Here is a 14085-nt window from a genome sequence, read left to right as displayed (position 1 = left end):
CAGCCCTCCTTCATTTTCCTTACCGCACAATCACTTCAGATTCCATATCATAAAATCCTACCGTATTTTTATCTGAAATAACAGTAATGCTGCACACATCATATAATCTGTGATATACGTTAAATTCTGCATTTCGAAATCCTGTGCATCCCAATGAGAGCAAATATTCTCCACCCTGTAAAGACATTTTCTGTCGAAACCATGCCTCACGAATATTCCCCTTTTTCTGCGGACCAACCCAGGAATGCTCAAACATGGTATTTGTTCCGGTAATCTCTGTTCCTCGTAAGTCTTTGATTGTAAATGCGAAAATAGGATCATTGATTTCTTCATGGAAAAGGACTTTCATTTTTACAACAAATTCTTTTCCCTTTTCCAGATTATTTGTATAATTTCCCCTATCATCCATGAGTGCAAAATCAATAATCTCTGCTTCTTTTTTTCCATATTCCAAAACAGAAGGATTTACCGGAAAATGATTTTTCCATACAATATTCTCATCCACCTTCTGTTCTTCTTCCTCTTCCGCAGAAGCTTCTGCTGCGCTCTCCAATTCGTCTGCATTGGTAAGAATCTTTTTATATAAGTCAACAATTTCTTTCGGTTCGCCCTCAGCAAGCTTTTTGCCTTTGTTCAAAAGCACTACTCGATCACAATACTTGCTGATACTGCTCAAATCATGACTTACAAACAGAATTGTTTTTCCCTGTTCTTTAAATTCCTCAAATTTTCTATAGCATTTTGCCTGAAAAAACACATCACCTACAGATAAAGCTTCATCAACAATCAAAATCTCCGGTTCAATATTAATTGCAACTGCAAAAGCCAACCGAACAAACATACCACTGGAGTACGTTTTTACCGGCTGATTAATGAAATCTCCGATATCAGCAAAATCCAAAATATCTTGCAGCTTTGCATCTATCTCTTCTTTAGAAAAACCGATCATTGTCCCATTCAGGTAAATATTTTCTATACCGGTGTATTCCATATTAAAGCCTGCGCCCAGCTCCAGCAATGCAGAAATTCTTCCATTTATAACAATATTTCCTGATGTAGGGTTCAAAACACCGGTAATAATTTTTAAAATTGTTGATTTTCCAGAACCGTTTGTTCCAATAATGCCGACGGTTTCGCCTCTTCTGACCTCAATATTCACCTGATCCAGCGCATAATGTTCCACATAACACTTTTTGTGAGTTAATCCCAGGGACTCTTTCAATCGGTCTGACGGTTTATCATATAGTTTATATATTTTGGTTACATTTTCTACTTTAATAGCAATATTATCCATGAAATCTTTCCTTTTACAAAATATCTGCAAAATGAACCTTTAACCGTTTGAATATTAAAGTGCCCACCGCAAACAAAAAGAGTGTAATTGACCAAAACCAGGCTGTTGTATAAAAATTATCCCAAAACCACACTTTGTTAATTAACGCATCTCTGTACCCACAGACAATATAATACATGGGATTAATCTCAAACAGGAAGCGGAACTTCTCCGGGACCATCGTAATCTGCCACATGATCGGCGTCATCCATACGCCCACCTGCAGTATGATAGATATAATCTGCGTCAGATCCCGGAAAAAGATCACCAGTGCACTTGTCATATAAGAAAGCGCCAGTGTTAATATGATCATGCAAGCAGTGTAGTAAAACACCTGTAACGTGTATATATCCGGGAAATAGCCATAGCAGGAATATAATACCAGTGTAAATAAAATAAAGAATAAATGTACAAACAGCGCAGAAAGCACCTTAATCACCGGCAAAATACTGATTTTAAACACAACTTTTTTTACAAGATAGCTATATTCGATCAGTGCATTGGTTCCTGAATTCCAGGCCTCCGAAAAGAAAAACCACGGAACTAATCCGGCAATCAGCCAAAGAACAAATGGGAAATTTCCAACATTTCCATTTCGCAGCCCTACCTGAAACACAAACCAATAAACCACTACCGTGACAATCGGCTGAATAAAGGCCCAGACAATTCCAAGATAGGAACCCGCGTATCGAGTTTTAAAATCATTTTTTGCAAGTTTGATAATCAATCTTCTATTGCCATACAATTCCTTCGGAAGAATGGCGATTTTATTCCACATGATTAATGTTCCAAGCACGATAATATCCAGCGCAAGGCATACAAGTATGTTTTTGACGTTATCAATCTTTCTGTCATGCGCTGTAATTGCAGCAGATACTCCCGTATCTGCGATTTCAAAAGTAATAAACGGATCTGTTTCCGTTGTCTTCACAATTACTTGTTTACTTGCATCATCCCAGGAAAGTGACTCAATGCCTGGCCCCGCAGAAAATGCAAGATTTTCAAGAGGATATTCCACCTCTATATCCTGATAGCGAAATGTAATTTTTTTTATCACATATTCTGCTTTCTCATCTGGGAAATCCAATCTCAAGAAATGCTCATTTTCTGCCAGGGCAAAATTCAAATCCAGCTTTCCTGCTTGCAGCTCATCTTCACTCTTTTTTTCTTCGGAAAACTCGCTTTCACTATTTCCCTTATAGAATAGCTGAAAATTACCAGAGGCTTCATCATTTAATTCTACGGTCATATTAACTGTTGCTGCCTCGCGCACTTCATGTCTTCGCATAATCAAAACATTTAAAACAACACATACTAATACTGTCACAAAAGCAGCCGCAATTTTTTTCTTAGACATTTAGCCTCTCCTCTATTACTTACTTTTTTTGTAAGATCGAATGCCTTCCCATTTCTGATCCTTCTCAGATATTGTAAGCTCAACGCCTTCTTCTATCGGCCATTCCACGCCAATCTCCGGGTCATTCCATGCAAGTCCACCTTCATCGTTTGGATGATAAAAATCTGTACACTTATATACAAATTCTGCCACATCAGAAAGAACCAGGAAGCCATGTGCAAAATTTTTAGGGATAAAAAACTGTTTTTTATTCTCGTCCGAGAGCAGTACGCCAAACCACTTTCCATAAGTTGCAGAACCTTCTCTCAGGTCTACCGCAACGTCAAACACTTTGCCCCGTGTAACCCTGACAAGCTTGTCCTGTGGATAATTAATCTGAAAATGCAGGCCCCTGAGTACTCCTCTTTTGGACATTGACTGATTATCCTGTACAAACTCCATATCTATCCCTGCTGCTGCATAATCATTATAGTTATACGTTTCCATAAAATACCCACGCTCATCTCCAAATACAGTTGGCGTAATAACTTTTAATCCTTCTATTTCACAGGTTTCAATCTTTATTTTTCCCATTATTTTTCAATCCTTTCACTTAAGCGTTTCAATTACAGACCATTCGCAATATCCATCAGATACTGACCATACGCAGTTTTCAGTAATGGCTGTGCCAATTCAATCAACTGATCTCTGTTTATAAAACCTCTTCGATATGCAATTTCTTCAATGCATGAAATATACAAGCCCTGACGTTTCTGAAAAGCTGCAACGAAATCAGCTGCATCCAGCAACATATCGTGATTTCCTGTATCCAGCCACGCAAATCCCCTTCCAAGGGTTTCAACCTGAAGCGTTCCTCTCCTCAGATATTCGTTATTTACACTGGTGATTTCAATTTCTCCACGGGCAGAAGGCTTCACGTTTTTGGCAATTTCCACCACATCATTATCGTAGAAATAGAGCCCCGGAACTGCATAATTGGACTTTGGATTTTGTGGCTTCTCTTCGATAGAAAGAGCTTTACCATTTTCATCAAACTCTACCACGCCGTACTCTCTTGGATCTTTCACATAATAGCCAAAAATAGTTGCCCCATGTTCTCTTTCAGCAGCTCGTTTTAAGACGGCAGAAAAACTCTGACCATAGAAAATATTATCACCAAGTACAAGTGCAACTCTGTCATTTCCAATAAATTTCTCACCTACAATAAATGCATCTGCCAGACCGCGCGGTGCTGTCTGTACTGCATACGAAATATTCAGACCAAGCTGTTCTCCTGTTCCAAATAATTCTTCAAACACCGGCAAATCTCTCGGTGTGGAAATAATCAAGATTTCACGAATACCCGCCAGCATCAATGTAGAAAGCGGATAATAGATCATCGGTTTGTCATACACCGGCATGATCTGTTTGGAAATCGCTTTTGTTAATGGATACAATCTGGTTCCGGATCCACCGGCCAATATAATTCCCTTCATTCTTTCATTCCTCCGTATTCTCTAAACCTTATGAAGGGACAGATATTTATTGTATCTGCCCCTACCATATACTGCTTATTTCGTATGATACATATCCTCATAATACTTCTGGTAATCACCGCTTGTAATGTGATTCATCCAATCTTCATGTTCAAAATACCATTTGATTGTCAGCTTAATACCCTCTTTAAACATTGTTTCCGGATACCAGCCAATCTCAGCCTTGATCTTATCGGGCGCAATCGCGTATCTCCGGTCGTGTCCTTTTCGATCTTCTACATAAGTAATTAATTTCTCACTGACCAATTTCTTTCTAGGATCACTATCAGGAAGCATCTCCTGTAAAGTATCCAAAATAATATGAATAATTTCAATGTTCTGCTTCTCATTATGTCCGCCTACATTGTAAGTCTCTCCCAGACGTCCAAGCTCCTGTACCATATCGATTGCCTTTGCGTGATCTTCTACATACAGCCAGTCACGAACATTCTTGCCGTCTCCATAGACCGGAAGATTTTTACCATGAAGAGCATTGTTAATAATCAAGGGGATCAGCTTCTCAGGAAACTGGTACGGTCCGTAATTATTACTGCAATTTGTGATATTCGCCGGAAAATGATAAGTGTCTATATATGCCTTCACAAGGAAATCTGAAGATGCCTTGCTGGCAGAATACGGGCTATGCGGATCATATGGTGTTGTCTCATAGAAAAATCCACCGTCTTCCTCCAAGGATCCGTATACCTCATCTGTTGACACATGGAGGAACTTCTTATTTTCTTTAAAAGTTCCATCCGGTAACTCCCAGGCATTCTTCGCGGCATTCAGCATAACCAATGTTCCCAATACATTTGTTTTTACAAATACATCCGGGTTCTTGATGCTTCTGTCCACATGGCTCTCTGCCGCAAAATGAACCACTCTGTCGATATCATTCTCTTCAAAAATTCTATTAATTGCATCACTGTCACAAATATTTGCTTTTACAAATGTATAATTCTCAAGATTTTCAATATCTTTCAAGTTCTCAAGATTACCAGCATACGTCAGACAATCTACATTGATAATCCGAATATCATTTTTATATTTTTTAAACATATAGTGAATGTAGTTTGATCCGATAAAGCCGGCACCTCCGGTAACCAGATATGTTCTCATTGTTCTATTCCTCCATTTTGATTTAACAATTCCGTAACATTATACCATTATAAGCCATATTATTCAATACTTCTCATTCAACAATACCATCTTGAAAATTATTTTTATAAATTTAGAACGAGCTTCAGCCAAGTTCCTTCACCAAAGCCCGTTCTATCTCCTAATAAGTCTTTAAAGTTTTTATCCGCTGGACGATATTATTTCCATATCCTACCGCAGTTGCCCAACCTGTTCCATTCGGATTTTCTCGTATCCCAAGCCATTCCACATAAGGAGCAGTTCCTCTTCTAACATATTTGAATCGCGGATCTACACATCCAAGTACAAGATCATCTGTACTGGCATAAGCTTTTAAATGCTGGATCTGCGCCCGCACACCTTCTCTAGGGGAAGAGAAAGCATTACCTCTCGCCCCGTTTCCGGTCGCCCCAATTCCGGCAAAGTTGTACTGGCTGATATCAACATCGCCCCCATACCTCAAAAACCCCGTTTCCTTCATCGCCTGACAGAAGGCAACCTCAACTCTTACGCCTTCTGCACCCGCTTCCTCCGCATACATCTGACAAAAGGCTTCTATAGTAGGCACTTCTGTATTGGCATAATAGCTTGGATACGTTGCATTTGCATTATAGTAGTTTACCATCTGCTGAACATTAACCTGGGGAAACCCCATGATGGAATACCCTTCAATCGTGTGCGACAAGCCCGTAACAAATTTGGAAATTCCATTTCCATCTGTCGCATAAAAATGAATATTATATCTTCCGACTCCATTTCCGACTTCAGCTGCGTTCATTGTTACATAATAGTTTCCATTTCCCGCATTTAACGCATTGTACCACTTGACATAACTTTTTCCGTCTTTCCATACTCCCGCGGAAACACTGGAAATGCCAGAGGGACTATTAACCTCTTTTAGAACCACCGTAAATATACTTGTCAAACTACTCTGATTGGTTACTTCAGCACCAGATGCAGAGGGCCCTTTTATTTCAAAACTTGTGGATCCAATGAAAACATTCATCCCATTGTTTCCCTCTACATAAACATGAGCATCATATTTTCCTTCTGTTTTGTGATAAGATACCGGAACGGGAACTGACCAATTTCCATCAGAGTTTTTCCCAAGATTATACCACTTTAAATCATCCTGTCCATTTTTTTCGCTCCAGACACCAACCTTAACATTTTTTACTCCACTGGGAATTCTTATATTTTTAGCATAAATTGCAAACCAGGTGTTAGAAGAGTTCACCGAACTGGAAATCTCTGCGTGCGGAAGATTTATGGTTACTCTCGTTCCTCCCACATAATTACGAACCCCATTTCCGCCTGTGATATATACATGCACTCGATAAGTACCATAATTATATCCATGATTTGCAATATCTGCATGTACATTCCAGTTCTGACCACCATCCCATTTTGCAGAATACCACTTCATGTCAGATTGATTATCCTGGCTCCAGACAGCAACATCTACAGCGGCAACTCCTGAATAAGATTTTATTCCGGTAACTCTTATATCAAATGTTCCGTTTATATTATTTTGATCTGTACACTCTACAACATCTGCGCTGGCGCCCGCAACAGTAAAGGTATCTCCTCCTATAAAGATTTTGCTTCCTTTCAGATTTTCTACATATACATGCGCATAGTATAATCCTTTTGATTTATGATACGATACCGGCACAGGAACCTGCCAGCTGCCATCCGTCTGCTTTCCTAAGTCATACCACTTCAAATCATCCTGACCGTTTTCCGCACTCCAAACTGCTGCTTTTACTGATTTCACGCCACCATATTGTGGAAAATTCCGTGCTGTGATTGTAAACCATGTATTGGGAGCATTTATCACTGCACTGACAGCTGCCTGCGGCTTTTCTAAGTTCTCTCTCAAACCGGTTCCATACTTGTAAATACCATTGCCATCAGTCAAATATACATGCATAATATATGTTCCATAATTATTATTATGGTTAGAAATATCTACCCAATAAGAATAAACACCTTCCGCTTCTTTAGATGCCTCGTACCATTTCAAATCTTTCATGTCTGATTGTGTCCAGACTGCGGCTTTTACACTTTGAATCCCTGCAGGAGACGTCACCCCTGAAACAGTAACCTTCATTTTTCCCAAAGAATAATCTTTATTGGAAACTGTGATTCCCGTCGCTTTCGGCCCCTCTACAGAAAAAGTTGTTCCTCCCGCAAAGGTCTCTTTCTTCCCGTTATCTACCGCATATACATGCACACAATAGGTTCCGTCCTGTTTGAAGTCTGATACAGGAACTGTATAATTCCACTTTCCGTTTGTATCTTTTACTGCAGAATACCATTTTATATTATTGGTATTAGAGGTATTCCAGACAGCGAATCGAAGACTTACTGCATCTGCCACCCCGGCTGCGCTTAAAACAAACTGTTTCTGCTGCGCATCTTTCTTTACCGCAGTCACTACTGCCCTGCCCAGAGGCTTGTATGTCATATCGCAGGTGGTGGATCCCAGCATTTTGGAATTTCCGCCTTTATCCGTTGCATACACATGAATATTGTAAATTCCGGTATCATTTTTGTGATTTTTTATATTATCCGTAAACGTATATGTACCTGTTGTATTCCCATCAAAAGAATAAACTTTCAAATCATCCTGGCCATCTTTGCTGCTCCAGATATACATGTTGATTTTATCAACACTTTCTGCCGGAGTGACTCCGGTTAATGACACGGTAAAATCTCCATTCAGGGCATTCATATCGGAAATTTTCAACCCGGAAATTTTAAAGTCCACCGGCCCCTTTATAAGTCCGAAATATTTTGCAATTCCCTCTGCATCAGCTATACCTAGCTTCTGGAGTCCAGCATCCGAAGAAAGGAACTTTGATACGTCCGATGCATTTGTCATAAACGCATGTTCTACAATAATTCCCGGGAAACCCAACTCTTTGCTTCGGCGAATTACTGCGTAGTAATCCGCAAGTGACCCATCAGCATACTTTGTTCCATCCTGAGAATTTCGAATCGTGATTCCCCGATTATATAATCCCAGTTCTGCCAGTTTTGCAGATACTTTTCCAGCCAGATCCTTTCCCTCTGTTCCTATCCAGGAAATATAATGACTGTTAGGATAATAAACCTCCGCTCCATTTGCCGCACCGGAACTACTAGAGTTCAAATGAATGCTGACGTATACATCAGCACCTACGCTTTTTGCATACTCTACCCGCTTTCTGTTATCATCTGTAGAAGAAGTTCCCGGATAAGGGCAACCTGAGCCGCTTCTCGTCATATATACTTTTACGCCATTATATTTTTCCAGCTCAGTCTTACAATACTGTGCTATTTTCAGATTAAGGTCTTCTTCTTTCAATCCACTCTGATGTGCGCCTAAATGCTTACTGTCATGTCCCGGATCCAGTACAACAACAACCTGTCCATTGGCTGAACGAAATTTATCATCATCTTCTCCAGGTACTACGTCCTTTTCTGCTGCCTGAATAGCGTCCTCTATACTGGCTGCGGCCGTTGCATTTCCGTCATCATCAAGGGACACAATTTCCAGCGCATTCCCGCTATCTGGTTCCGCCACCCTATACTGAACAGGATCCATGTCGCCCGACTGAAGATCAATGACAAACGAATTTCCATCGACAACAAATTCAACCTTCGTCAGTGTATAGGTACCCCCTTCATCTGCACTATATACATCTGTAAAAAGAGCTGCATTTCCGACAATATTCTGTGCCTCTATGGTCTTTATGCCATTCTCGCCTGCAACAGATAATACTGCTTTTTCGAAAATTGTCTCATCATCCCCTGCGGATACAACAATGTTCTGTTCCTCGCCCGGCGCAAACTCTGCATAATCCAAATATACATAATTCAGCTCAGGAGCTTCTGCATCCTTAGATTCTTCCTCAAGCAAAGTCTCTTCTTCTGACAAATTATCATTCATCTCTGGTGCTGTGCTATTTTCTTCAGAATCTGATAAAATATTATCCCCTATCTGTTCCTCATTTCGAGAATCATCTTTCGTTTCATTCGGATCAGATTTCTGATCTCCTGCATTGTTATCCACTGCGTCCTGTTCTGGGTTGTTTTGATCAAGACTTACATCATCCTGCGTGGACTTATCTTCCACAAGGGCATTCTGATCCGATTCCATCCCATCCCTACCGTTATCTTCTTCCGCCGCAACCCCTTCAATCACATTATTCTGCGTAACTTCTGATGCCTGTGCTGTCATTGGTGAAGCATTCGAAAAAACGAGTGCCCCCGTAAGAAGCAGAGCCAGTATCCTTTTCATTTTTCTCCCTCCATTTGTACTTAATTAGTAAATCATATCATATTTTCCTTACGTTTAAAATGAAGTTTTCTTACTATTTTCTATCATTTCTATTATTTTATCTACTTCCCTTTTACCTCTACCAATATCCCGTTTCCTTTGGAAGACATTTCCACGACATACTGCGTTATCCTGTCATTCAGCGGGCTGGTATCTTCAAGATGAACATGACCTGCCAGGACTGCACATACAGGACTGTTCTCATTTAAAATCATATCTAGGAATTTCTGCGTTGCCTCATCAGGTTTAATTGCGTCTTCTCCTATCATAAGTGCAGTCCCCCAGCCCTTTATTGATTTCTCCATCAGAGTATCTGTCTGTAAAGGAACATGGAGCATGACGATCACGGGCTTTCCAAGTTCCAGTGCTTGTTGAACAATCGGAAGCGCTTCTTCATCAACCCGGTTGGTACTGTCATCAATTCCAAGAATAACCAAATCTTCGTATTCTGATATTTGTGCTGCATCATTTCCTTTTATAAACTGCTTCAGTAATGGTTTGTACAATTTAGACGCCGTGTGCGTCATATATTCCCACGGGTATGTCCAATCATGATTTCCAAACACATACAAATATGGCATCTGCAACGTATCCAGATTATTTTTCATGTATCGTATATTTGCGAAAGAAGGATAATCAATAATGTCTCCTCCCATCAGCAAACCATCCACATGATTCTTATTGGCATATTCCATCCAATAGGGAAACTGTTCTTCCGAAGTCATCCATTTTCTGTTTCTGAAATAGTTCATTCTCGAACTGCCTAACTCCTGTACACGCAATTCATCCTGCGCATCAGGAACGATCACATGGGTATCGGATACAAATAAAAATCTGTAAGTCTTTTTCAGCCCCCCCACCTGTATTGCCTGTGTTTTTACGCTAGGCATATAATCTGTCAAAATAGTAGTCTCTGCCGTTTTCAGGCAAACTGTTCCGCCATTTTCCAACACACCATAGGCATGCACATAATAAACACCCGAATTATTTTTATGATCTGTTGTATAAACGCGTGCACTCCATTTATTTTCTGAAGTATTTTTTACTGCTTCGTACCATTTTAGATCATCCTGCCCATCCACTTTACTCCAGACTGCAAATTTAATCTTTCTCACATTTTTCCCGATTTTTTTGCTGACAAAAGAAATATCAAACAGATTTTCTTCCGGAATATTTTGCATCGTCAATGTTACCATCGATGTATCTTGCCGGAAATCAAAAGCACATCCGCCAATATATGTTTCCATTCCCCTTGCATCTCTTGCATATACATGCACATAGTATACGCCCGATTCATAGTCATGCATATAAGTGTCTATATGTGCATTCCAGTTTCCATTCTCATCAACAATCGGAAAATACCATAAAATATCATCCTGACCGTTTCTTTTGGTCCATACCGCAACTCTGACCCGCTCAATGTTTGCCGGAGACTTTACATTTTTAATTTTCACCTCAAAAGTTCCATCTTGCTCATTTTTATTCTCTATATTAACAGAATCACAACTAATTCCAGTTACAGCAAAACTTCCTCCTGTAAGGAAGCGACTTGTCCCATTCTCCATTGTCACGTAAGTATGCACATAATATGCACCTGTATCATTATTATGATTTGAAATATCAGCCGATGATAAATATGCCAGATTTTCCGGCGTATACCACTGCAGATCATCCTGTCCATTTATAGCACTCCATACTGCATATTTTATTTTTTTTACTCCTGCCGGCATTCCTCCTTCCAAGCAAATGTCAGCTCGGGACTCACTGTCATTCAGCTGTATTTTTAATTTCGTTTTTTGAGTTGTTATATCCTTTGATAATGTTCCAATACATTTTTCTACTCCGCGCTCATCTTTCGCGTAAAAATGAAAATTATAAGTTCCCCACTCATAAAAATGATCTGACAAATTGACCTGTCCTTGCCAGTCATCTCCATTCTTCTGCATTTCATACCATCTTAAATCATCCTGGCCATTCGCAGTCGTCCATACTGCAACTTTTACAGTTTGAACGCTTGCAGGCGACTTTACTTGTCCTGCTTTTAAGAGAATTTTCCCTGTATAGGCATCGCCTGACTGAAGATGAACTGTTTCAGCCTTTATCCCTTCAATATTCATTGCCGCGCCTGCCAAAAATCTGGCGCTGCCACCTATATATTGATATGCATGTATATAATAAATACCTGTATCGTTTTTATGGTTCTTAATTTGAAAAGAAGCCGCCCATTTTCCTGACTGTTTTTCAGCATGATACCATTTTAAATCATCCTGGCCCCCGGTCTGGCTCCACACTGCAAAACGTACATCTGCGTCACTTTCCTGTTTTAAATATTTTAAAGTTAAATTTCCTGCGGATTCTTCCGCATTTAATTGCACATCCAAGACAGGCTGCACTGTCGTTTCAATAGACGCAATTGTTCCTGCAAGAAAACGCTTTTTTGTTCCGTTCCCAACATATACATGGAAATAATATATGCCAGAATTATTCTCATGGTCAGAAATATCTACTTCTATTTTCCAGATTCCATCCTGTTGCAGATTTGCTTCATACCATTTCAAATCATCCTGTCCATTTTCTTTACTCCACACACCCACACTTACATTTTCGTTAATCTGCGCCTTATAATTCTTTAATATTCCTGTGAATCCAGTTCCGCTACTATTTACAGTCACATCAAACTCTGGCTGTTTTTCTATTGTCTCTTCTGTAAATTCCACATCAAAAGAAATTGTATCTGCAGAACCCAGTGTTACATTTTTTATGCAAATACCGCTATTGCTGCCATCATAGTATGTTAAGGCCGTTCCTTCATCAATACCCTCTTTCCCTTTCTCAATTCCAATAGAATTCCAGCTGCTCTTATGTGCTGATAAAGCTGCATCATAGATATTGCCCTTTCCTGCATTCAATCCAGTCTCCCCTGGGCGGAACACATACATCGCATCATAATCTCCTGCATTTCCCGATGATGCAAACACCCCAAGCTTCACATCATTTACCATCCGATACACAAGCAAACCGCCAGTGCAATAGGAAGACAATACCTGATCATTTCCTGACAAATTTCGAAATTCCACTACAAATATCTCATTTGGATTACTTGAAGAAACTATTTTTACTGCATATTTCTCAGACGGATCATCATATTGCGCTGCCGATAAAGTCACATGGGTTGATTTTGTAATGGTATCCAGCGGTTCTCCCCATTCCATATATTCTCTCTGATAGTATGCGCTCAAATTCTGCGGTGTTACAGATGCTGTATTGGCCATTACATCCCAGCATCCCACCGGCGTCCCTGTTCTTGTATAACGATATAAGTCCGGCAATCCCAATGTATGCATGAATTCATGAATGGCTGTTGCACTAGAGGAAACCTCTGATCCCATAATTCCCCAAGAATCTGTTCCTCTGCTGAGAAAATTGTAAGAATACATGCTTATTCCATTGATAGTTTCACTACTCACATAAGATGTTTTATGCGGCCATAATAAATCATTATGGTTAATCGGATAAATGGCCGAAGCCGTGTCAAAAGCAAAACTGATAGAATCCATATATCCATCCGCATTGCTGTCAAAATCATATTGCTGTAATTCACTTCTATTCTCAATCTTTAGTTTTCTTAATATTTCATCGCATAAGGCTTTTTCTCTTACCATCCGTTCCGAGAAGGTAAAATATCCTTCCGTATTCTCTGCAGTTGCAGCCAGATAATACGCAATTGGATGATCTACTTCAATACTGTAATATACAGAAGAACTTGACTGTGGAAAAAATTGCGTATTAACGTTCAATTCTCCATAACTCATTTCCGAAATATATTGCAGCATAGATCCTTCCATCGTATTGTATGTCCGATTCAGGAGAATACTCTTTTCATCATTCATATATTCATCCTGGCCTTGAAACCGTACAAGAACCAAAATATTATTTATATTTTTTGGATCAGATGACCGCGAAGAGAAAACATCTATCTCATTTGATGCTACAGAAATATCATTTCCTGCATCCAGATAATCTGGTCCATGATCAAGAAATGCCTGCCTGCGCATTTGTACCTCCCAGGCATTTTGCGCTCTTTCTTCCCCTATGACATCCGTATCATCTTCCTCATTTGAATCACTCTCCACGAACGCCTCAAGATCATGATCCTCTGAAACATCCTCATTTTCAGATTCCGGAACCATTTCATCCTGATTTTCACTTTCCGCCTCATTTGCCGGCATGCCATCTGTATATTTGTCTTCTTCAGCATCTGTTTCAACACCATTTATTTCCTGTTCTGTCTCCAGAGACATATATTCCTGTCCCGTATTTAATTCTTCCGCATACACAGGCTCACAAATCTGCATGCTCAAAACAGTTGCTGCCAATAATAAAGCAACCATCTTTCTGTCTTTTTTCATAAATATAT

7 protein-coding genes are annotated in these 14085 nt (G+C 39.7%); all 7 read right to left on the bottom strand.

The genetic code is table 11. The annotated features are described in order from the left end of the window. Positions 1–19: 19 nt before the first annotated feature. Positions 20–1294: an ABC transporter ATP-binding protein gene (locus RJD28_04175; protein ID WNV58728.1), complete on the bottom strand. Its 1275-nt coding sequence runs from the start codon at positions 1292–1294 to the stop codon at positions 20–22. Positions 1295–1307: 13 nt separating this feature from the next. Beyond that, positions 1308–2690: an ABC transporter permease gene (locus RJD28_04170; protein ID WNV58727.1), complete on the bottom strand. Its 1383-nt coding sequence runs from the start codon at positions 2688–2690 to the stop codon at positions 1308–1310. Between the two features lie 15 nt (positions 2691–2705). After that, positions 2706–3263: a dTDP-4-dehydrorhamnose 3,5-epimerase gene (rfbC, locus tag RJD28_04165; protein WNV58726.1), complete on the bottom strand. Its 558-nt coding sequence runs from the start codon at positions 3261–3263 to the stop codon at positions 2706–2708. Positions 3264–3295: 32 nt separating this feature from the next. After that, complete coding sequence (gene rfbA, locus RJD28_04160; GenBank protein ID WNV58725.1) at positions 3296–4165, bottom strand: glucose-1-phosphate thymidylyltransferase RfbA; 870 nt, start codon at positions 4163–4165, stop codon at positions 3296–3298. A gap of 75 nt (positions 4166–4240) precedes the next feature. Beyond that, positions 4241–5323, bottom strand: a complete 1083-nt coding sequence (rfbB, locus tag RJD28_04155) for a dTDP-glucose 4,6-dehydratase (protein WNV58724.1) — start codon at positions 5321–5323, stop codon at positions 4241–4243. 160 nt (positions 5324–5483) lie between these two features. Continuing rightward, positions 5484–9629, bottom strand: a complete 4146-nt coding sequence (locus RJD28_04150; GenBank protein ID WNV58723.1) for a GBS Bsp-like repeat-containing protein — start codon at positions 9627–9629, stop codon at positions 5484–5486. A 101-nt stretch (positions 9630–9730) separates the two neighbouring features. Further along, complete coding sequence (locus RJD28_04145; protein WNV58722.1) at positions 9731–14077, bottom strand: GBS Bsp-like repeat-containing protein; 4347 nt, start codon at positions 14075–14077, stop codon at positions 9731–9733. Between the last annotated feature and the right edge of the window lie 8 nt (positions 14078–14085).

This window comes from Oscillospiraceae bacterium NTUH-002-81 (assembly GCA_032620915.1).
Classification (GTDB): domain Bacteria; phylum Bacillota; class Clostridia; order Lachnospirales; family Lachnospiraceae; genus JAGTTR01.
This window is presented reverse-complemented; position numbering and strand designations above follow the sequence as displayed.

Bases quoted from the DNA above. Each gene is read 5' to 3' on its own strand.
- RJD28_04175 (WNV58728.1), bottom strand. From the start codon at position 1,294: ATGGATAATATTGCTATTAAAGTAGAAAATGTAACCAAAATATATAAA.
- RJD28_04170 (WNV58727.1), bottom strand. From the start codon at position 2,690: ATGTCTAAGAAAAAAATTGCGGCTGCTTTTGTGACAGTATTAGTATGT.
- rfbC (WNV58726.1), bottom strand. From the start codon at position 3,263: ATGGGAAAAATAAAGATTGAAACCTGTGAAATAGAAGGATTAAAAGTT.
- rfbA (WNV58725.1), bottom strand. From the start codon at position 4,165: ATGAAGGGAATTATATTGGCCGGTGGATCCGGAACCAGATTGTATCCA.
- rfbB (WNV58724.1), bottom strand. From the start codon at position 5,323: ATGAGAACATATCTGGTTACCGGAGGTGCCGGCTTTATCGGATCAAAC.
- RJD28_04150 (WNV58723.1), bottom strand. From the start codon at position 9,629: ATGAAAAGGATACTGGCTCTGCTTCTTACGGGGGCACTCGTTTTTTCG.
- RJD28_04145 (WNV58722.1), bottom strand. From the start codon at position 14,077: ATGAAAAAAGACAGAAAGATGGTTGCTTTATTATTGGCAGCAACTGTT.